The following is a 19,898-nucleotide window of genomic DNA, read 5'->3' on the forward strand; positions in this document are numbered from 1 at the left end:
CACCCGGCAAGCAGACTCAAGGTTTCGCGACAAACCCAATCGCTTCGTACACCGCTTTCAGGGTTTCGGATGCGCGCGCGCTGGCTTTTTCCGCGCCCTCTTTCATGACCTTCTGCAGGAAGGCTTCGTCGTTGCGATAGCGGTTATAGCGCTCCTGAAGCTCGGTCAGCATGCCGGAAACGGCGTCTGCCACTTCACCTTTCAGGTGGCCGTACATCTTGCCTTCGAAGTGCTGCTCCAGCTCAGGAATGCTCTGACCGGTGACACCGGAGAGAATATCCAGCAGGTTGGACACGCCCGCTTTGTTCTGCACGTCGTAGCGCACAACAGGCGGCTCGTCGGAATCGGTGACCGCGCGCTTGAGCTTTTTCACCACGGATTTCGGATCTTCCAGCAGGCCGATAACGTTGTTGCGGTTATCGTCAGACTTGGACATCTTCTTGGTCGGCTCCAGCAGCGACATCACGCGCGCGCCAGATTTTGGAATGAAAGGCTCTGGCACTTTAAAAACGTCGCCGTAGATCGCGTTAAAGCGCTGGGCAATATCGCGGCTCAGTTCCAGGTGCTGCTTCTGGTCTTCACCCACCGGCACCTGGTTGGTTTGATACAGCAGGATGTCAGCCGCCATCAGCACCGGATAGTCAAACAGACCGGCGTTGATATTTTCAGAGTAGCGCGCGGATTTGTCCTTGAACTGGGTCATGCGGCTCAGCTCGCCGAAATAGGTGTAACAGTTCAGCGCCCAGCCCAGCTGTGCGTGCTCTGGCACGTGAGACTGAACGAAGATAGTGCTCTTCTCTGGATCGATACCGCAGGCCAGATATAACGCCAGGGTGTCCAGCGTGGCTTTGCGCAGCTTCTCAGGATCCTGACGCGCGGTAATCGCATGGAGATCCACGATGCAGTAAATGCAATGGTAGTCATCCTGCATGCTGACCCACTGACGTAACGCACCCATGTAGTTACCAATGGTCAATTCACCTGAAGGCTGTGCGCCACTAAAAACGATGGGCTTAGTCATTATTCAATTCCTGATGTTCACTGTGCGAAAGCCCGAGTGCGGGCAACAAATCTTTGAAGTGGTCGAACACGACGTCCGGCTCACTCAGCGTGATGGCTTCACCGTAGTTGTAGCCATAGGTTAATCCCACGGAAGGACAGCCTGCCGCTCTGGCAGCCAGAATATCATTACGGGAATCACCGACAAAGAGCAGCTCCGCAGGCGTTAAGGATAATTTTCCTGCCACCAGCAGAAGCGGTTCCGGGTGCGGCTTTTTGTTCTGCACGTCGTCGCCGCCCACAATCACGGAGAAATACTTCGCGATATCCAGCGCTTCCAGAAGCGGTGCGACAAACGGCGTCGGCTTGTTCGTCACCAGCCCCAGCGGGATGCCTTTGGCGTGAAGTGCACTCAGCGTTTGTTCAACATCCGGGAACAGGAAGCTGCCCTCCTCAACGGTCTCTTCGTAGAAACGATCGAACAGTTTACGCAGAATACGCAGCTGCTCATCTTTAGGAATGTCGGCGTGATCGACGCTCGGTTTACCCTGTGCAGAACGCTGCGATGCACGTTCCTGACGAGCCCAGGTCAGGGCGCGATCCATCAACACATCAGCGCCGTTGCCAATCCACGTCACCACGCGCTCTTCGCCCGCAACGGGTAATTCCAGAGCATACAGCGCCTGATCGACGGCGCTCGTTAAGCCAGGCGCGCTGTCGACCAGCGTGCCGTCGAGGTCAAATGCGATACCCCGGGTTGCCTGCAATTTATCCATGACTTACCTTCGCCAGTTCACGGCGCATTTCATCAATGACTTTTTTGTAATCTGGTTGGTCGAAAATAGCTGAGCCTGCAACGAACATATCCGCGCCCGCAGCCGCAATTTCACCAATGTTATTGACCTTCACACCGCCATCCACTTCCAGACGAATATCGTAACCTGACTCGTCAATACGACGGCGCACTTCACGCAGTTTATCGAGCGTCTGAGGAATGAAGGACTGGCCACCAAAGCCCGGGTTAACGGACATCAGCAGGATCACGTCCAGCTTATCCATCACGTAGTCGAGATAGCTCAGCGGCGTAGCCGGGTTAAAGACCAGGCCCGCTTTACAGCCGTTCTCTTTGATCAGCTGCAGCGTGCGGTCAACGTGTTCGGAGGCTTCCGGGTGGAAAGTGATGATACTGGCTCCCGCAGCGGCGAAATCAGGCACGATGCGATCAACCGGTTTCACCATCAGGTGCACGTCAATCGGTGCGGTAATACCGTAGCTACGCAGCGCCTTGAGCACCATAGGACCGATGGTCAGATTGGGAACGTAGTGGTTATCCATAACGTCAAAATGGACGACATCCGCGCCAGCCGCCAGTGCGTTGGCGGTGTCTTCACCCAGGCGGGCAAAATCGGCCGACAGAATTGAGGGAGCAATCAAAAACTGTTTCATCCGCATCTCCTTGAAATGTATTTACCGGCGGGCAAAACGGCTCAGGGGCGATAAAGAGCCAGGAGTTCGTCCACCTTTTTACGTGTGCCGCCGTTGCTGCTAATGCTACGCCGCACCTTGACCTGAAAATGCTTCGCGGCTTTGTACCATTCGCGCGTATCAGGGGTATCGTGATTCGAAATTAACACCGGAATTCTTTTTCTGACCAGCTTTTCCGCCATCTCCGCCAGACGCGCCTGCTCGGCAGGGCTGAAGCTGTTGGTGTGATAAGCGGTAAAATTCGCCGTAGCAGAGAGCGGGGCGTAAGGCGGATCGCAGTAAACGACCGAGTTTACGCCAGCCAGCTCCATGCACTCCTCATAGGAGAGACAGTGGAATTCTGCATTCTGCGCTTTTTCAGCAAAGTGGTACAACTCATCCTGCGGGAAGTAAGGACGCTTGTAGCGACCAAACGGCACGTTGAATTCACCGCGCAGATTATACCGGCACAGGCCGTTGTAGCCATGGCGGTTGAGGTAGAGGAACAACAGCGCGCGACGGAACGGATCCTGGCTCTGATTAAACTCAGTGCGGAACTGATAGTAGACGTCAGGATGGTTGTTCTCCGGGGTAAACAGCTTCCGCGCCTCTTCCACATACTCATCGGTACGCAGCTTTACAATGTTATAGAGGCTGATAAGGTCGCTGTTGATATCCGCCAGGATATAACGAGAAAAATCGGTATTCAGGAATACCGATCCAGCGCCCACGAAGGGCTCGATAAGACACTCGCCTTTCGGCAGGTGCTTTTTAATATCGTCGAGCAGGGGGTATTTCCCCCCTGCCCATTTCAGAAAAGCGCGATTTTTTTTCATGCTGACTAACTGATTACACCTTCTCCGGCTGTGGAGAAAGCTCCGACAGCATCCTGCGCTTTAAACATTACTTCAGATCGGCCTGCACCTGATGAATCGGCTTCGCCCACGGGTTCTTCGCCTGGACATCAGCGGGCAGTGTTGCAACGGCGCGTTTCGCTTCATCTTTAGAAGCATACACACCGCTCACCAGCACATACCAGGGCTGCCCGTTGCGGGTCGTCTGATAAACAACGTAGTTTTTCAGATTTGATTTCTTCGCCCAACCGTTGAGGTTGTCATAGTTAGACGAACTGCTCAGTTGCAGGGTGTAGTTGCTGGATGGCGCAGACTTCAGAGAGCCTACGTTGCCTGCCGTTTTACCTGCTGCTGCGCTGGAAGTGGTTGCCGTTGCAGCAGGTGCTGCCGTCGCTGCAGGTGCCGTTGTGGTTGCTGTCGCTTTTGGCGCTGCTGTCGCCGCTGGCGCTTTCACCGGCTCGCTCACTGCAGGTTTGGTCTGTGCGGGCGCTTTCACTTCAGGCGCTTTAGCCACAGTCTGCGGCTTGCTTTCACGCTTCGGCTCAATCACGGCCTGTTTGCGTTCATGACGCGGTGCAGTCTGCGTCTGGCGCGGCTTGGTTTCCGTTGTCGGCGCGGTTGCCGTTGCTTGCGATTGTGCATTGCTACCGCGAATCGGCGCGACGGTTGCAGGTTCAGTTGGCAGCGTAGAGTTGACCACCACGTTGTTCATCTGATCCTGGTTCTGAGGCTGCGTCAATGCGTTGTTCAGATCGCCCTGAACCTCTACACGCTGCTGGCCCTCTGGCGTAGCAGGTGCCTGCCCTTCGGTCGGGGTAGAAGAGACTGGCGGCAAAGACACATCCTGCGGAGTCGTTGTATTACCCGCAGTCTGCTCTGCAGACGTGGTACCCGGCGCTGGCTGCGCACCGTTTGCCTGGTCGGTCGCATCGTTACCTGACAGATTGATGCTCTTTTCAGTAGAAGCCGTCTGATCTGCTGAATTCGTTGAGGGTGCTTTCAGCGCGGAACCAATGCCGACAATCAGCAGCAGCAGTACCAGAACGCCCAGCCCCATCATGATGTACTGGCGGGAAGCCGGTTTTGCCGCTACCGCTTTTTTACGTTTACGCGGGCGACGCTCTACAGGCTCTTCGTCCATTGAATCTTCTTCGGACTCATAATCCTCTTCTTCTCGCTCATCACGCGCGTTACGACTGCGTGAAGGGCGACGATCGTCTGCATCCAGATCAACATCGTCAAAGTTGATCTGCGGCTCGTTATCACGTTCTGAAGATTGACGAGAACGACCAGTACGACGATCGCTGGGATCGGGTTTCAGCTCGTCTTCTGGTTTGAATTCATCCATTTAACACCCCACTCAAAGGCTTATGCCAACGACTTTGCATTTACCTGAAGCTAAACGACCACCGGTAACAGTGGCCTGACCTTTCTAGTTGTTACGCCTGCTGACAATCAGCGATAGCGCCAAGAACGACATCGTGCGGCACTCCGCCGCGCACTTCACTCTTCCCTATTGCAAGCGGGAGTACCAGACGCATCTCACCTGCCAATACTTTTTTATCGCGCATCATGTGGGGTAGATACGCCTGCGCAGACATCTCCTGCGGCCCTGTCACTGGCAACCCGGCACGTTCAAGCAGCGCAATAATGCGCGCCGTCTCTTCCGGTTTGAACTGACCCAGGCGCTCAGACGCACGCGCAGCCATGACCATACCGGCCGCGACCGCTTCGCCATGAAGCCAATTGCCGTAGCCCATTTCAGCTTCGATCGCGTGACCAAACGTATGCCCCAGATTCAGTAAAGCACGTAAGCCCGTTTCGCGCTCGTCTGCTGCAACGACTTCTGCTTTCAGCTCACAACAACGACGAATACAGTACGCCAACGCAGGCCCGTCAAGGCGTAGCAGGGCATCCATATTCTCTTCCAGCCAGATGAAGAACTCACCGTCAAGAATAATGCCGTATTTGATCACTTCTGCAAGACCAGACGCCAGCTCACGCTCAGGTAAGGTTTTCAGACAGTCGAGATCCACCACCACCGATGCCGGCTGGTAGAACGCGCCAATCATGTTTTTACCGAGCGGATGGTTGACTGCAGTTTTGCCGCCAACAGAAGAGTCGACCTGCGACAGCAGGGTCGTTGGGATCTGAATAAAGCGCACGCCACGTTGATAGCTGGCGGCCGCAAAGCCAGTGAGATCGCCCACAACACCGCCGCCGAGGGCGAGCAGTGTCGTATCGCGACCGTGCGGTTTTTGCAGAAGTGCGGTAAAGACGGTATCAAGCACCGTCAGGCTTTTATACTGCTCGCCATCGGGCAGAATCACACTGTCGACCTTCACGCCCGCCTGCTCAAGCAGGTGGCGCACGCGGTCGAGATAAAGCGGAGCCAGTGTCTCATTGGTGACCAGCATCGCCTGATCACCCGCTTTCAGTGGTAAGAAGGAAGCTGGGTCGTTAAACAAACCAGCCGCGATGGTGATAGGGTAACTACGTTCCCCGAGAGTAACTGTAATCCTCTCCATGACGCGACATCCACCTTAAATGCTTTTACCCGCAGGCGAGTGTATATAAAGCCAGAATCAGTTGCTTTCCAGCATATGAATAATCTGGTTTGCAACCACTTTAGCGCTCTGATCGTCAGTACGAATGGTCACATCAGCAATCTCTTCGTACAGAGGATTGCGTTCGCCTGCCAGGGCTTCCAGAACTTCACGTGGTGGCGTTTCAACCTGCAGCAGCGGGCGCTTTTTATCACGCTGCGTACGTGCCAGTTGTTTTTCGATAGTTGTCTCAAGATAGACCACTACACCACGGGCGGAGAGACGGTTGCGGGTTTCGCGAGATTTAACAGAGCCGCCGCCAGTTGCCAGCACAATGCCCTGTTTTTCCGTGAGTTCGTTGATCACTTTTTCTTCTCGGTCACGGAAACCTTCTTCGCCTTCTACATCGAAGACCCAGCCCACATCCGCTCCGGTTCGTTTCTCAATCTCTTGATCAGAATCGTAAAATTCCATATTGAGTTGTTGAGCTAACTGACGCCCAATAGTGCTTTTGCCGGCACCCATAGGCCCAACCAGAAAGATATTGCGTTTCTCTGCCATTTTTTCGGTACTACTAAGACTATTCGTTAATGGTAATCCCCGCTTCGCAGACACCCAGCGTAGCAGGACATGAACTGAAACCTCATATGCAATAGAGCGAGAGTCAGACTAAAAATTATCTCAATACTCCGGCTTGTTTGGCAACTGATTAAATCACCACACCAGACGCATAAGGTAATAAGAGGTAAGTCCAACTCAAATCGGTACTCCTTGTATGCTAATTCATGCCCCACGTCAAACATCTGCAACAAACTGAATGCAAAATCATTGCGGGGATCGTTACCTGTTAATGAATACCGACCAGGCGTGGCGTAATAAACACCACCAGCTCGCGCCGCTCGTTATCTTTGCCGTCGTGACGGAACAGTTGCCCAATCCAGGGGATTTGCCCTAGCCCCGGCACGCTATCGCTGCCGGTTTTATTCTTTTGCGAGAAAATGCCGCCCAGCGCCAGCGTTTCTCCGCTTTTTACCTCCACCTGCGTTTCTATCTCTTGCTTATCAATTGCCAGCGTTTCGCCATCGGCCTGCTGAAGCACCTGACCCGGCATGTTTTCGCTGATGTGAAGTTTCAGACGTACGCGCCCTCCTGGCAGCACCACCGGTGTGACCTCCATTCCTAGCACGGCCTCTTTAAATTCCACGGAGGTCGCGCCGCTCTCGCCGCTGGAAACCTGATACGGAATTTCGCTGCCCTGCTTGATGCTGGCCGGTTGCATATGGGACGCCAGCAGCCGTGGACTGGCGATAATATCCACCTGCTGTTTTTGCTCCAGAGCCGACAGTTCCAGATCCAGCAGCCTGCCGTTGATGCGCCCAATATTAAACCCGACGTGCGTGGTCGCATCGGCGACCGACAGATCTGCCCCGAGCGTCGTGACCTGCCCCACCTTACCGGCCTCCGTAGCCTCTGCGAGATTCCATTTCACTCCCAGTTCTCGCAGGCTTTTTTCGTTAATGGTGACGATATGGGCCGAAAGCTCCACCTGCTCAACGGGCAGGTCCATCTGCTCCGCCCAACGCTTTAGCACGTCCACGACGCTCTGATTATCCCGCACCCACAGGCGGTTTGTGCGCTTATCGACGGATAAACTACCCTTCGGGCTCAGGAGCTTTTCGGCGTTTTTTTGCACGTCTCCGGCATCCGCCCAGGTGAACGGAATGCTATGTGAGACGAGCGGAGCCTCAAGCAACCGACGTGCCTGCTGCTCGCGCTGCCAGGCGGCAGTGTGGACATAAAAGATGCCGCCGTCTTCCTGCAGGACCAGCCCGGCACTGGTCACCACCGTCTGCAGCGCCTGTCGCCAGGGCACGCGCGTTAAATTCAACGAAAGCGAGCCCGTCACATCTGGTGATATCACCAGATTACGGTTCTCCTGCGCCACCAGCGCCTGCAGCACCTGTACGACAGGGACATCATCCACCACGAGGGTGACGGGTTTTGGCGCTGCGGCCCACAGGGGCTGGCTGAGCGCCAGCAGTAACAGCAATATCCTTAATGTCACTTTTATTCGTTCCTTCTCGTTGCCATGTCCATTGCGTCGGTTCACACAGGTCACCCACATCCACGGTCAGCTGTTGTTGATCCATCTTGCTCACCCGCCAGCCAGGCGGTAAACGTTCATCCCTTTTCACGCGGTGCCAGCGTTGTTGCCCGTCGCGCAAAATGCCGGTATCCGCGCTGCCACTCACCATTCCCTGATATCGCCACCGGGCGAGCTGTCCAGCCGCACAGCTATCCTCCGGAGGCTGGAAGGGATCGCGCATTCCAGTCAGAAACAGCAGCGAACAGAGAATCAGATAGCGCACCTTACTGCGCATGATCGCTCTCCAGTTGCAGGCTCAGGCGTAGCGTTGAGCCCTCAGGTGCAAGGCTAAACGCCCTCACGCTCACCGCCTGCTGCGCCAGACGGGAAAACAGCGCAGGGACATCTGACCATAGCGCATCCAGCACCAGTTCCCCGCCGTTCTGCTGCGGTTTCCAGTGCACCAGCGCGGTTCTCATCTCCTGAAAATCCAGCGGCGAGAAGGGCTGAACGGGCGGCATCTCGCGCTGGGCTGGCGCCACGGGTTGCCGTCCGGCCCCAGGCCACAACGCGGCGTTCAATTGCCTGGCGCGAATGGATAACGCCTCGAGTTCTTCACACTTCAACCCGACGGGCCGGACCAAAAGCCCCCATACCGCCACGGCAATAACCCCGGACAGCACGCACCAGCAACTCACCCGCACAGAAGAGCGGCTTTCTACCCAGCGTTGCAAACGTTGTTCCACGGCCTACCCCCGGCGCTTAAGCTGAAAAGTGAACACCCAGCGGCCCTGTCTATCCTGCTGCAATTCACCAGCAGACCCGAGGCTGAACCCTGCCACCTGTTTCAGCGCATCCGTCATGGCCGCAAGTGCCGGGAGGGCCGAGGCATAACCGCTCACCGTAAGCACAGGCGGTTGATAACGTAACGCTGAAAGCCAGGCTTGTGCTGGCATCACGGCAGAGAGTGACTCCAGTGCCGGTTGCCATGCGACGGGCCGAGACTCCACCCCAGTCGCTGCTGAGGGTGCAGAGGGGCGCTGACGTGTTTTCAGTATTTGCTGCACCGCGTTGATTCCCGCCAGTTCACTCTGTAGCCCACGCAGCTTCACGTCATGGTTCATCCGCAGGCCAAGCCCGACGGTGAACGTCACCAGCAACGAAGCGATAAACAGCACGCCCCAGAAGCGCAGGCAGCGCATCCGGCGCTGCTGTCGCCACGGTAAAAAATTCGCCGTGCTCATTCAGGCACCTCACTCATGGCCAACGCCAGCGCGACGGTAAAATCAGCACCGCACTCGGGTAAGGGAGGCTGGCAGCTGACCAGCAGTTTCCAGGGGTCACGTGTGGCATCGAACTGCACGATGTCATCAGAAGAGAGCGCAAGCAGGGCCGCCAGCTCGGTGACATCTTTCGCTTCTGTGGCGTAGCGCCGTCCCCACTGGTGGCGCATCGCCCACAGCCACTGGTGCCGATCCCGCCAGGCGACGCACTGAGCAGGGGCAACGGCAGGGAGGAGATTCCCTAACGCGCCTGCATCCGGCGTGATAGCCGCTAACCGCAAGCGCAGCGTTTTTGCCAACAACAAAAGGGCATCGACTTCGTTGTTTTGCGCCGCCGTAACATGAAATGTGTTGCTGAACGTGTCCTCCACATAGTCAAAGCACAGCCCGTCAGTGGACATCTCCAGCTCCCGGGACAGCGTGGAACCCACCCAGGAAACCTGCTCGCTGTCACGAAGGGCCATGGACGGGCGCGGCAGTGACCGTTGCAACGTGCGCGCAGCGGGAAATGAGAGGAATACCCGGTGATAATGGGGCAACGCCCGCCGCCAGTCGCGTAACGCGGCAACCAGGTGTTCTGGCTTGAGAATTTTCCCGTCGCGGATAATGCCGTCTGCCAGAGAAACAGCCCACCAGCGCCGTAAACGCCACCCTGACTTTTCTTTGGTCAGCGCTACGATGCGCACCCTATCTTGTTGAATATGAATGCCCGTTTGCCAGGTTTTGAAAGCCATACTTCACGATCTCCTTATCGCCCGTCAGAGTGACGGCTATATCAATGAATCAGGCTTGCCTTTATACTACCGCGCGATTGTTTAGAAACTGCCCAAGTGAAACCAGATGGGAAATCTCCGGTGAAGTTCGTAAAGTATTTATTGATCCTTGCAGTCTGTTGCATTCTGCTGGGAGCAGGCTCGATTTATGGTTTGTACAAATATATTGAGCCGCAGCTACCTGATGTCGCCACGCTTCGTGATGTGCGGCTCCAGATCCCAATGCAGGTCTATAGCGCCGATGGCGAGCTCATGGCGCAATATGGCGAAAAACGCCGTATCCCGCTGACCTTGAAACAAATTCCTCCCGTGATGGTGAACGCTTTTATCGCCACCGAGGACAGCCGTTTTTACGAGCACCACGGCGTCGATCCGGTGGGGATTTTCCGCGCCGCCAGCATTGCGTTGTTCTCCGGTCATGCCTCTCAGGGGGCCAGTACCATTACGCAGCAGCTGGCGCGTAACTTCTTCCTCAGCCCTGAAAAAACGCTGACGCGTAAGATCAAAGAGGTGTTCCTCGCGATCCGCATCGAGCAGTTGCTGAGCAAAGACGAGATCCTTGAGCTTTACCTCAACAAGATTTATCTCGGTTACCGCGCCTATGGCGTTGGCGCTGCTGCGCAGGTGTACTTCGGTAAGCCGGTAGAACAACTCACGCTGAGCGAAATGGCGACCATCGCCGGTCTGCCAAAAGCGCCCTCCACGTTCAACCCGCTCTACTCCATGGACCGTGCAACTGCGCGTCGTAACGTGGTGCTGTCGCGTATGTTGAGCGAAGGCTACATCAGCCAGGCCGAGTACGACCAGGCACGCAGCGATGTTATCGACGCCAACTACCATGCGCCGGAAATCGCCTTCTCCTCACCGTATCTCACCGAGATGGTTCGTCAGGAGATGGTGAACCGCTATGGCGAGAAGGCCTATGAAGACGGCTATCGCGTATACACCACGGTGACCCGCAAAGTTCAGCAGGCGGCACAGCAGGCAGTGCGTAACAACGTGATGGATTACGACATGCGCCACGGCTACCGCGGCCCGTCGAACGTGTTGTGGAAAGTGGGCGAAAGCGCATGGGACAGCAAGAAAATCACCGACTCGCTGAAAACACTGCCAACCTATGGCCCGCTGCTGCCAGCCGTCGTTACGCAGGCCGATCCGCAGGAAGCCATCGCACTGCTGGCAGACGGCACTTCCGTCTCGCTGCGTATGGATGGGATCCGCTGGGCCCGTCCGTATCGCTCTGACACGCTGCAAGGCCCGACGCCGCGCAAAGTGACGGACGCGGTGCAGACGGGTCAGCAAATCTGGGTTCGCCCGGTGGGCGATGCGTGGTGGCTGGCACAGGTGCCAGACGTTAACTCCGCGCTCGTCTCCATTAATCCGCAAAACGGTGCGGTGATGGCGCTGGTCGGCGGGTTTGATTTCAACCAGAGCAAATTTAACCGTGCCACTCAGGCGCTGCGTCAGGTTGGCTCTAACATCAAGCCGTTCCTCTACACTGCCGCGATGGATAAAGGGCTGACGCTCGCCAGTATTCTCAACGACGTACCGATTTCCCGCTGGGATGCCGGTGCGGGTTCTGACTGGCAGCCGAAGAACTCCCCACCGCAATATGCAGGCCCAATCCGTCTTCGTCAGGGTCTGGGACAGTCGAAAAACGTGGTGATGGTTCGCGCCATGCGCGCCATGGGCGTCGACTATGCGGCAGAGTATCTGCAGCGCTTCGGCTTCCCGGCGCAGAATATCGTCCATACCGAATCGCTGGCGCTCGGCTCCGCGTCCTTTACGCCGCTTCAGGTTGCGCGCGGTTATGCGGTAATGACAAACGGTGGATTCCTGATTGATCCGTATTTCATCAGTAAAATTGAGAATGATCAGGGCGGCGTGCTGTTCGAGGCGAAACCGAAAATCGCCTGTGCAGAGTGCGATATTCCGGTCATTTACGGCGATACGCAGAAGTCCAACGTACTTGAAAACAAAGACATGGAAGATGTCGCCATTTCTCAGGAACAGCAGAATTCAGCGGTACCACAGCCTCAGCTGGAGCAGGCTAACCAGGCGCTGGTTGCCCAGACCGGTGCGCAGGAGTATGCCCCACACGTGATCAACACGCCGCTGTCGTTCCTGATTAAGAGCGCGCTGAATACCAATATCTTTGGTGAACCGGGCTGGCAAGGCACCGGCTGGCGTGCCGGACGTGATTTGCAGCGCCGCGACATCGGCGGAAAAACGGGGACCACTAACAGCTCGAAAGATGCATGGTTCTCCGGTTACGGACCGGGTGTGGTCACCTCTGTCTGGATCGGCTTTGACGATCACCGTCGCGATTTGGGTCGTACCACGGCCTCCGGCGCGATCAAAGATCAGATCTCCGGTTACGAAGGCGGCGCGAAGAGTGCGCAACCGGCGTGGGATGCCTACATGAAATCCGTTCTGGAAGGCGTGCCGGAGCAGCCGCTAACGCCTCCGCCGGGCATTGTGACGGTCAACATTGACCGCAACACCGGGCAGCTCGCCAATGGCGGTAACAGTCGTGAAGAGTATTTCATCGAAGGCACGCAGCCAACCAGGCAGGCAGTGCATGAGGTGGGAACAGAAATTATCGATAACGGCGAAACGCACGAGCTGTTTTAAGCATAAAAATGCCCGGTAAAACCGGGCAAAGAAATGTAGGCCGGGTAAGGCGAAGCTGCCACCCGGCTTTTTTATGGCCTACAGTCGCCCCTGCCCCTTCAGCCATTCGCGGACCAGGAACAGCGCGCTCACGTTGCGAGCCTCATTAAAGTCAGGGTCTTCCAGCAGATCCATCAGGTGCGCTAACGGCCAGCGAACCTGCGGCAGCGGCTCTGGCTCATCCCCTTCCAGCGATTCTGGATAGAGATCTTCCGCCACCACGATATTCATTTTGCTGGAAAAATAGGACGGTGCCATGCTCAGTTTTTTCAGGAACGACAGCTCATTCGCGCCAAAACCGACTTCTTCTTTCAGTTCACGGTTCGCGGCTTCGAAAACGGTCTCGCCCGGATCGATCAGTCCCTTGGAGAATCCAAGCTCGTAAGATTCAGTTCCTACAGCGTATTCACGGATCAAGATCAGATGATCGTCAACGATGGGGACAATCATCACCGCTTCACGCGAAGAGGGGCGCATACGTTCGTAAACGCGACGCACACCGTTGCTGAACTCCAGGTCCACACTTTCCACATTAAACAGGCGCGATTTAGCGACGGTTTCAACGCTCAGAATGGTGGGTTTTTGTAGTGGTTTGCTCATCTTGACGGGTCTTTGCTGTGTGAACTGGCGTTATTGTGCGATATGCCGCACGGTTTGGGCAATGTCAATTGTACTTTATTTACATTTATGCAACGTAACTGGAATCAATCCTTAATTCAAAACAAATGTCAAGAGGTTGAAATGTTTCCAGGAATTTGCTGATATCGCGCCATCACAGGCTTTGCTATTATCATCGGTCACTGGGATGCGCTTCAGAATGCTCAAGTTCGACTCCATACTTGCCGATAGCCAACCACAGACTCTCATTCATGTTAAAGGTGCTACTGACTACACCTGTAAGATAAGTAAGATGGGGAAAGCATGAGCACCATTTTGATTGTTCTCGCTGCTATGCTGGCCGCCGCGCTGGTTGCAGGGTGGGCGTACAGGCGTCGCGTACAGCGTCGATATCGACTGCCCTTTTTAAACGCTTTTGCGGGTGCGACGACACGTAAGCTCGCGCCTGAAGAACGCAGCGCCGTTGAACACTACCTCGATAATCTGAACCGCGCCCAGCAGTCGCCGGGGCCAACGGGTGCCAGTACTGCGCCGGTCTCCCTCAATCTTAACGCACAAAGCGACACCGTGCTCTGCGTGACGCGCTCGATCACCCGTTACGGCATTACCACTGACGATCCCAACAAATGGCGTTATTACCTGGATTCTGTCGAGGTCCATCTGCCGCCATTCTGGGAACAGTACATTAATGATGAAAACAGCGTAGAGCTGATTCATACCGACTCCCTGCCGCTGGTTATCTCGCTAAACGGCCATCACCTCAATGAGTACGTGCACGAAGCGCCGCGCTTCGCGCTGGAACGCGCCAGTTCAAAGCAGGCCAGTATTCGCGGTGAAGAGACAGAGCAGATTGAACTGTTGAACATTCGTCAGGAGACGCATGAAGAGTACGCCTTAAGCCGTCCGGATGGTATTCGTGAAGCGGTGCTGATCGTTGCGGCATTCCTGCTCTTTTTCTTCTGCCTGCTCACGCCAGATGTTTTTGTTCCCTGGCTGGCTGGCGGCGCAATCCTGCTCCTGGCGGCCGGATTGTGGGGGCTGTTTGCCCCTCCGACGAAAACGTCGCTGCGTGAAATTCACTGCCTGCGTGGAACGCCAAAGCGCTGGGGTCTCTTCGGCGAAAGCGATCAGGAACACCTCAATAATATCTCGCTCGGTATTATCGACCTTATCTATCCGCGCCACTGGCAGCCGTGGATCGCCCAGGATTTAGGGCATAAAACCGATATCGATATCTACCTCGACCGCCATGTGGTGCGTCAGGGTCGTTATCTGTCCCTGCACGATGAAGTGAAAAACTTCCCGCTTCAGCACTGGCTTCGCAGCACGGTCATTGCTGGCGGCGCAGCGCTGGTCTTTGCGATGCTGCTACTTTTCGTGCCGCTGGATATGCCCATTAAGTTCACCCTGTCATGGATTAAAGGGGCGCAAACGGTTGAAGCCACCAGCGTGAAGCAACTGGAAGACGCCGGCATACGCGTGGGGGATACGCTGCGTCTGCAAGGGACCGGAATGTGTAACATCCATGCGCCCGGCGCATGGAGCACACGTCAAAGCTCGCCGTTTATGCCGTTTGATTGTTCGCAAATTATCTGGAACGATGCGCCTCCGCTGCCGCTGCCTGAATCCGACGTCGTGAATAAAGCCACGGCGCTCACCGAGACGGTCAGCCGCCAGCTGCATCCAAAACCGGATGACGATTCGCGCGTTAGCCCTGCCCTGCGCTCGGCAATTCAGAAATCTGGCATGGTACTGCTGGACGACTTTGGTGAAATCGTCCTGAAAACAGAGGACCTGTGTTCTGCCCAGGACGAGTGCGTGCGGCTTAAAAATGCACTGGTGAATCTCGGGAACAGCAAGGACTGGGATGCACTGGTGAAACGCGCCGAAGCAGGACGCCTGGACGGTGTCAACGTGCTGCTGCGTCCGGTCAGCGCCGAATCTCTGGATAACCTCGTCGCCACCTCCACCGCGCCGTTTGTGATGCGCGAAACCACCCGAGCAGCCCAGGCGTTAAACAGCCCGGCACCGGGCGGCTTTGTGATTGTCAGCGATGAAGGGAGCGATCTGGTTGATCAGCCTTATCCGCAAGTTGCGTTATATGACTACCCGGCTCAGGAGCAGTGGGGAGAGTTCCAGCGCCTTGCTCAGATGCTGATGCAAACGCCGTTCAGTGCGGAAGGGATCGTCACACGTATCTTCACAGACGCCAATGGCACACGCCATGTCGACCTACACCGGATGCCGGATAGCGCAGGATTGTGGCGTTATATCGGTACATCCCTGCTGATGATGGCGATGCTGGCATGCATTTTCTGGAACGGCTTTATGGCCTTGCGCCGCTATCAACGTTCGCGCACCCGGCTTGCTGAGATTCAGCAGTATTACGATAATTGCCTCAATCCTAAGCTCATCTCATCCTCTGAGAGCCTGATCGGATAACGTCACTGCGCGGCAAGTTGTGCTACCCTGTCGCGCACGTTTCTTCTGGCTGGAGTTCCCCTAAATGCATCTTGATATTGCCTGGCAGGAGGTCGATACCGTCCTGCTGGATATGGACGGCACGCTGCTCGATCTCGCCTTTGATAACTTTTTCTGGCAAAAGCTGGTGCCGGAAACCTATGGCGAGCAGCAGGGTATCTCTCCGGCAGAAGCGCAGGAATTCATTCGTTCGCAATATAGCGCCGTGCAGCATACGCTAAACTGGTACTGTCTGGACTACTGGAGCGAGCGCCTCGGTTTGGATATTTGTGCCATGACCACCGCCCAGGGACCACGCGCCGTGCTGCGCGACGATACGGTGCCGTTCCTGGATGCCCTGAAAGCCAGCGGCAAGCGCCGTATTTTGCTGACTAACGCGCATCCTCATAATCTGGCCGTGAAGCTGGAGCATACGGGTCTGGCGTCACACCTTGATTTATTACTTTCCACCCACACATTTGGTTATCCGAAAGAGGATCAGCGGTTGTGGCATGCGGTGGCGGAAGAGACCGGTTTGCAGCCGGAACGTACGCTGTTTATTGATGACAGCGAGCCGATTCTGGATGCCGCCGCGACGTTTGGCATTCGCTATTGTCTGGGCGTGACCAATCCTGATTCCGGACTGGCTGAAAAAAGCTACCTGCGGCATCCGGGGCTGAACGACTATCGCCGGATGATCCCCTCACTCACCGTGAAGGAGACGCCATGAAAGAAAAACCCTCTGATGGGGTAAGACTGGATAAATGGCTATGGGCGGCCCGGTTTTATAAAACGCGTGCCCTTGCCCGTGAAATGGTTGACGGCGGCAAAGTGCATTACAACGGTCAGCGCAGCAAGCCGAGCAAGCTGGTTGAGCTGAATGCCACCTTAACGCTGCGCCAGGGTAATGATGAAAAAACGGTAGTGATTAAAGCCATTACCGAACAGCGACGTCCCGCAACCGAAGCCACACTGCTTTATGAAGAGACGGCTGAAAGCATTGAAAAGCGTGAGAAAACCGCGCTGGCGCGCAAAATGAACGCGCTGACGATGCCTCACCCGGACCGGCGACCGGATAAAAAAGAGCGCCGCGATCTGATGAAATTTAAACACGGTGAGACCGAGTAACCCTCACCCGCACGAGAGATGAAAATGGCCCAACACGACCAATTACACCGCTATCTGTTTGAACAATTCGCCGTGCGCGGCGAGCTGGTCACCGTATCCGAAACCTGGAAACAGATTCTGGAAAACCACAACTACCCGCTGCCGGTGAAAACCCTGTTGGGCGAACTGCTGGTTGCCACCAGCCTGCTGACCGCCACGCTGAAATTCGCTGGCGATATCACCGTGCAGCTGCAGGGTGATGGCCCGATGACGCTGGCGGTGATCAACGGCAACAACCAGCAGCAGATGCGCGGCGTGGCGCGCGTTCAGGGCGAAGTCCCTGAAAATGCTGATCTCAAAACGCTGGTGGGCAATGGCTACCTGGTGATCACCATCTCCCCGGAGGAAGGTGAGCGCTATCAGGGCGTGGTCGGTCTGGAAGGCGACACCCTGGCAGCCTGCCTGGAAGACTACTTCATGCGTTCTGAACAGCTGCCAACGCGTCTGTTCATCCGCACCGGTGAAGTGGACGGCCAGCCTGCTGCGGGCGGTATGCTGCTGCAGGTTCTGCCTGCGCAGGATGCACAGACCAATGATTTCGAACACCTGGCGACCCTGACCGAAACCGTCAAAGCGGAAGAGCTCTTCAACCTGTCGGCGACAGACGTGCTGTGGCGTCTGTACCACGAAGAAGAAGTCACGGTTTACGACCCGCAGGCGGTGGAGTTTAAGTGCACCTGCTCACGCGAACGCTGCGCTGGGGCACTGAAAACCCTGCCGGATGAAGAGATCGACAGCATCATGGCAGAAGACGGTGAAATCGATATGCACTGTGACTACTGCGGTACGCACTACGTGTTCAATTCGATGGATATCGCCGAAATCCGCAATAACGCCTCCCCGGCGGACCCGCAGGTTCACTAAACCTCTTTCACCCCTCACCCTACCCTCTCCCCACAGGGGAGAGGGTGTATGAGTTCCCTCTCCCCTGTGGGGAGAGGGTTAGGGTGAGGGGGAAAACCTCCCCAAGCTGAATCGTTTTCATAATGTAACTCTTACGTAATTTTCCTACATGTATGCGATTACATTCACATTCTTCCGGTTAAATTCACCAGCAATTAACCTTTTAAGAACATTTTCCCCAACCAAAAAGCGATTCCTGCGATAATCTGCCCGCCCTGTGACTGGAGTCGCAGCGTTTTCCGTTAGTAAGGGTTTTGTCCAGATACGTAAATCTATGAGCCCCGTCGCGGTTAACAACCCCAGAAAAACCCTACAATTTCAGGCAGTACATATTGGCTAAGGAGCAGTGATATGCGTGTTAATGGTTTAACCCCGCAAGATCTCAAGGCTTATGGTATTCACGACGTCCAGGAAGTGGTCTACAACCCCGATTACGATACGCTGTATCAGGAAGAGCTCAATCCAGCACTGGAAGGATACGAGCGAGGTGTGTTGACAAACCTTGGTGCTATCGCCGTCGATACCGGTATTTTTACCGGTCGTTCGCCGAAAGATAAGTATATCGTCCGAGACGAAACCACCCGCGATACGCTGTGGTGGGCTGATAAGGGCAAAGGGAAGAACGACAACAAACCGCTCTCCCCGGAGACCTGGCAGCATCTGAAAGGGCTCGTCACTCACCAACTCTCCGGCAAGCGCCTGTTCATTGTCGACGCTTTTTGCGGCGCTAACGCCGACACCCGACTTTCCGTGCGTTTCATTACCGAAGTGGCCTGGCAGGCGCATTTCGTGAAAAACATGTTTATTCGTCCGACCGACGAAGAGCTGCAGGACTTCACCCCGGATTTCATCGTGATGAACGGTGCGAAATGCACGAATCCACAGTGGAAAGAGCAGGGCCTGAACTCCGAAAACTTTGTTGCCTTCAACCTGACCGAGCGTATCCAGCTGATTGGCGGTACCTGGTACGGCGGCGAGATGAAGAAAGGCATGTTCTCGGTCATGAACTACCTGCTTCCGCTGCGCGGTATCGCCTCCATGCACTGCTCGGCTAACGTCGGTGAAAAAGGCGACGTGGCGGTATTCTTCGGTCTTTCCGGCACCGGGAAAACCACCCTGTCCACCGATCCAAAACGTCGTCTGATTGGTGATGACGAACACGGCTGGGATGACGACGGCGTATTCAACTTTGAAGGCGGCTGCTACGCGAAGACCATTCGCCTGTCTGAAGAGGCCGAGCCGGATATCTTCCACGCGATCCGTCGCGACGCGCTGCTGGAAAACGTCACCGTACGTGCCGACGGCTCCATCGACTTCGACGATGCGTCGAAAACGGAAAACACCCGCGTCTCTTACCCGATCTACCACATCGACAATATCGTGAAGCCGGTGTCGAAAGCGGGTCATGCCACGAAGGTGATTTTCCTGACGGCGGATGCGTTCGGCGTGCTGCCGCCGGTTTCCCGCCTGACCGCCAGCCAGACGCAGTACCACTTCCTCTCGGGCTTTACCGCCAAGCTGGCGGGTACCGAACGCGGCGTGACGGAGCCAACCCCAACCTTCTCCGCCTGCTTCGGCGCAGCCTTCCTGTCGCTGCACCCGACGCAGTACGCTGAAGTGCTGGTAAAACGCATGCAGGCATCCGGCGCGCAGGCGTACCTGGTGAACACCGGCTGGAACGGTACCGGCAAACGTATCTCTATCAAAGATACCCGTGCGATTATCGACGCCATTCTGGATGGTTCTCTGGACGACGCCGAAACCTTCACGCTGCCGATGTTTGACCTGGCGATCCCAACGTCGCTGCCGGGTGTGGATACGCATATCCTCGACCCACGCAACACGTACGGTTCGCCGGAGCAGTGGCGCGAGAAGGCGGAATCGCTGGCGAAGCTGTTTATCGAGAACTTCGAGAAGTATACCGATACCCCGGCGGGTGCTGCGCTGGTGAGCGCGGGACCAAGGTAAAAGCAAAAAGGCAACGCAAGTTGCCTTTTTTAATGTTTTCTCCCTCTCCCCGTGGGAGAGGGCCCGGGGTGAGGGCATCAGACCGCAGAGACCGCATTTTGCCG

General features: G+C 55.9%; 19 protein-coding genes. 6 read left to right on the plus strand and 13 right to left on the minus strand.

Annotated features, from left to right (window positions below; all coding sequences use genetic code 11):
- Positions 1–16 precede the first annotated feature (16 nt).
- From trpS to N2K86_RS20755, 12 genes are all read right to left on the minus strand, one after another.
- Positions 17–1,021, minus strand: a complete 1,005-nt coding sequence (gene trpS / locus N2K86_RS20700) for a tryptophan--tRNA ligase (RefSeq protein ID WP_047345753.1) — start codon at positions 1,019–1,021, stop codon at positions 17–19.
- Positions 1,014–1,775 carry a phosphoglycolate phosphatase gene (gene gph, locus N2K86_RS20705; protein ID WP_260659798.1) on the minus strand — a complete coding sequence of 254 codons (762 nt, stop codon included), beginning with the start codon at positions 1,773–1,775 and terminating at the stop codon, positions 1,014–1,016. The genes trpS and gph overlap by 8 nt, the downstream gene beginning before the upstream one ends.
- Complete coding sequence (rpe, locus tag N2K86_RS20710; protein WP_010436362.1) at positions 1,768–2,445, minus strand: ribulose-phosphate 3-epimerase; 678 nt, start codon at positions 2,443–2,445, stop codon at positions 1,768–1,770. Before rpe ends, gph begins: the two co-directional genes overlap by 8 nt.
- A gap of 41 nt (positions 2,446–2,486) precedes the next feature.
- Positions 2,487–3,299 (minus strand): adenine-specific DNA-methyltransferase, encoded by an 813-nt coding sequence (gene dam, locus N2K86_RS20715; protein ID WP_260659799.1) that lies wholly within the window; start codon positions 3,297–3,299, stop codon positions 2,487–2,489.
- A gap of 67 nt (positions 3,300–3,366) precedes the next feature.
- Positions 3,367–4,665 (minus strand): cell division protein DamX, encoded by a 1,299-nt coding sequence (damX, locus tag N2K86_RS20720; RefSeq protein ID WP_260659800.1) that lies wholly within the window; start codon positions 4,663–4,665, stop codon positions 3,367–3,369.
- A 91-nt stretch (positions 4,666–4,756) separates the two neighbouring features.
- Positions 4,757–5,845 (minus strand): 3-dehydroquinate synthase, encoded by a 1,089-nt coding sequence (aroB, locus tag N2K86_RS20725; RefSeq protein ID WP_260659801.1) that lies wholly within the window; start codon positions 5,843–5,845, stop codon positions 4,757–4,759.
- A gap of 57 nt (positions 5,846–5,902) precedes the next feature.
- Positions 5,903–6,424 (minus strand): shikimate kinase AroK, encoded by a 522-nt coding sequence (gene aroK, locus N2K86_RS20730; protein ID WP_010436374.1) that lies wholly within the window; start codon positions 6,422–6,424, stop codon positions 5,903–5,905.
- A gap of 286 nt (positions 6,425–6,710) precedes the next feature.
- Positions 6,711–7,928 (minus strand): DNA uptake porin HofQ, encoded by a 1,218-nt coding sequence (gene hofQ / locus N2K86_RS20735; protein ID WP_260659802.1) that lies wholly within the window; start codon positions 7,926–7,928, stop codon positions 6,711–6,713.
- The gene (locus N2K86_RS20740; RefSeq protein WP_260659803.1) at positions 7,840–8,244 is read right to left on the minus strand and encodes a DUF2531 family protein; all 405 of its coding nucleotides are present in this window, start codon (positions 8,242–8,244) and stop codon (positions 7,840–7,842) included. The genes hofQ and N2K86_RS20740 overlap by 89 nt, the downstream gene beginning before the upstream one ends.
- Entirely contained in the window at positions 8,234–8,695 is a 462-nt protein-coding gene (locus N2K86_RS20745; protein WP_260659804.1) for a HofO family protein, read from the minus strand. Before N2K86_RS20745 ends, N2K86_RS20740 begins: the two co-directional genes overlap by 11 nt.
- A gap of 3 nt (positions 8,696–8,698) precedes the next feature.
- Positions 8,699–9,193, minus strand: coding sequence for a PilN domain-containing protein (locus N2K86_RS20750; protein ID WP_260659805.1), 495 nt, complete (start codon positions 9,191–9,193; stop codon positions 8,699–8,701).
- On the minus strand, positions 9,190–9,966 hold the full coding sequence (locus N2K86_RS20755) for a DNA utilization protein HofM (RefSeq protein ID WP_260659806.1): 777 nt from the start codon (positions 9,964–9,966) through the stop codon (positions 9,190–9,192). The genes N2K86_RS20750 and N2K86_RS20755 overlap by 4 nt, the downstream gene beginning before the upstream one ends.
- A gap of 120 nt (positions 9,967–10,086) precedes the next feature.
- Between N2K86_RS20755 and mrcA the strand changes: the two genes are divergently transcribed.
- Positions 10,087–12,639: a peptidoglycan glycosyltransferase/peptidoglycan DD-transpeptidase MrcA gene (gene mrcA, locus N2K86_RS20760; RefSeq protein WP_260659807.1), complete on the plus strand. Its 2,553-nt coding sequence runs from the start codon at positions 10,087–10,089 to the stop codon at positions 12,637–12,639.
- Positions 12,640–12,717: 78 nt separating this feature from the next.
- Here mrcA and nudE read toward each other — a convergent pair whose 3' ends face one another.
- On the minus strand, positions 12,718–13,278 hold the full coding sequence (nudE, locus tag N2K86_RS20765; protein WP_010436390.1) for an ADP compounds hydrolase NudE: 561 nt from the start codon (positions 13,276–13,278) through the stop codon (positions 12,718–12,720).
- A 321-nt stretch (positions 13,279–13,599) separates the two neighbouring features.
- Here nudE and N2K86_RS20770 point away from each other — a divergent pair, with 321 nt between their 5' ends.
- From N2K86_RS20770 to pckA, 5 genes are all read left to right on the plus strand, one after another.
- On the plus strand, positions 13,600–15,738 hold the full coding sequence (locus N2K86_RS20770; RefSeq protein ID WP_260659808.1) for an intracellular growth attenuator family protein: 2,139 nt from the start codon (positions 13,600–13,602) through the stop codon (positions 15,736–15,738).
- 64 nt (positions 15,739–15,802) lie between these two features.
- Positions 15,803–16,486, plus strand: a complete 684-nt coding sequence (gene yrfG / locus N2K86_RS20775; RefSeq protein WP_260659809.1) for a GMP/IMP nucleotidase — start codon at positions 15,803–15,805, stop codon at positions 16,484–16,486.
- Positions 16,483–16,884, plus strand: a complete 402-nt coding sequence (hslR, locus tag N2K86_RS20780) for a ribosome-associated heat shock protein Hsp15 (protein ID WP_260659810.1) — start codon at positions 16,483–16,485, stop codon at positions 16,882–16,884. Before yrfG ends, hslR begins: the two co-directional genes overlap by 4 nt.
- Before the next feature lie 24 nt (positions 16,885–16,908).
- Positions 16,909–17,787, plus strand: a complete 879-nt coding sequence (gene hslO / locus N2K86_RS20785; RefSeq protein WP_010436401.1) for an Hsp33 family molecular chaperone HslO — start codon at positions 16,909–16,911, stop codon at positions 17,785–17,787.
- Between the two features lie 390 nt (positions 17,788–18,177).
- Entirely contained in the window at positions 18,178–19,794 is a 1,617-nt protein-coding gene (pckA, locus tag N2K86_RS20790) for a phosphoenolpyruvate carboxykinase (ATP) (protein ID WP_260659811.1), read from the plus strand.
- The last annotated feature ends 104 nt before the right edge of the window (positions 19,795–19,898 follow it).

The organism is Enterobacter mori, from assembly GCF_025244905.1.
Classification (GTDB): Bacteria; Pseudomonadota; Gammaproteobacteria; order Enterobacterales; family Enterobacteriaceae; genus Enterobacter; species Enterobacter mori_A.

What these genes read in the sequence shown, in the direction of transcription:
- trpS (WP_047345753.1), bottom strand. Translation starts at nt 1,021, where the DNA reads ATGACTAAGCCCATCGTTTTTAGTGGCGCACAGCCTTCAGGTGAATTG.
- gph (WP_260659798.1), bottom strand. Translation starts at nt 1,775, where the DNA reads ATGGATAAATTGCAGGCAACCCGGGGTATCGCATTTGACCTCGACGGC.
- rpe (WP_010436362.1), bottom strand. Translation starts at nt 2,445, where the DNA reads ATGAAACAGTTTTTGATTGCTCCCTCAATTCTGTCGGCCGATTTTGCC.
- dam (WP_260659799.1), bottom strand. Translation starts at nt 3,299, where the DNA reads ATGAAAAAAAATCGCGCTTTTCTGAAATGGGCAGGGGGGAAATACCCC.
- damX (WP_260659800.1), bottom strand. Translation starts at nt 4,665, where the DNA reads ATGGATGAATTCAAACCAGAAGACGAGCTGAAACCCGATCCCAGCGAT.
- aroB (WP_260659801.1), bottom strand. Translation starts at nt 5,845, where the DNA reads ATGGAGAGGATTACAGTTACTCTCGGGGAACGTAGTTACCCTATCACC.
- aroK (WP_010436374.1), bottom strand. Translation starts at nt 6,424, where the DNA reads ATGGCAGAGAAACGCAATATCTTTCTGGTTGGGCCTATGGGTGCCGGC.
- N2K86_RS20740 (WP_260659803.1), bottom strand. Translation starts at nt 8,244, where the DNA reads ATGCGCAGTAAGGTGCGCTATCTGATTCTCTGTTCGCTGCTGTTTCTG.
- N2K86_RS20750 (WP_260659805.1), bottom strand. Translation starts at nt 9,193, where the DNA reads ATGAGCACGGCGAATTTTTTACCGTGGCGACAGCAGCGCCGGATGCGC.
- N2K86_RS20755 (WP_260659806.1), bottom strand. Translation starts at nt 9,966, where the DNA reads ATGGCTTTCAAAACCTGGCAAACGGGCATTCATATTCAACAAGATAGG.
- nudE (WP_010436390.1), bottom strand. Translation starts at nt 13,278, where the DNA reads ATGAGCAAACCACTACAAAAACCCACCATTCTGAGCGTTGAAACCGTC.
- N2K86_RS20770 (WP_260659808.1), top strand. Translation starts at nt 13,600, where the DNA reads ATGAGCACCATTTTGATTGTTCTCGCTGCTATGCTGGCCGCCGCGCTG.
- yrfG (WP_260659809.1), top strand. Translation starts at nt 15,803, where the DNA reads ATGCATCTTGATATTGCCTGGCAGGAGGTCGATACCGTCCTGCTGGAT.
- hslR (WP_260659810.1), top strand. Translation starts at nt 16,483, where the DNA reads ATGAAAGAAAAACCCTCTGATGGGGTAAGACTGGATAAATGGCTATGG.
- hslO (WP_010436401.1), top strand. Translation starts at nt 16,909, where the DNA reads ATGGCCCAACACGACCAATTACACCGCTATCTGTTTGAACAATTCGCC.
- pckA (WP_260659811.1), top strand. Translation starts at nt 18,178, where the DNA reads ATGCGTGTTAATGGTTTAACCCCGCAAGATCTCAAGGCTTATGGTATT.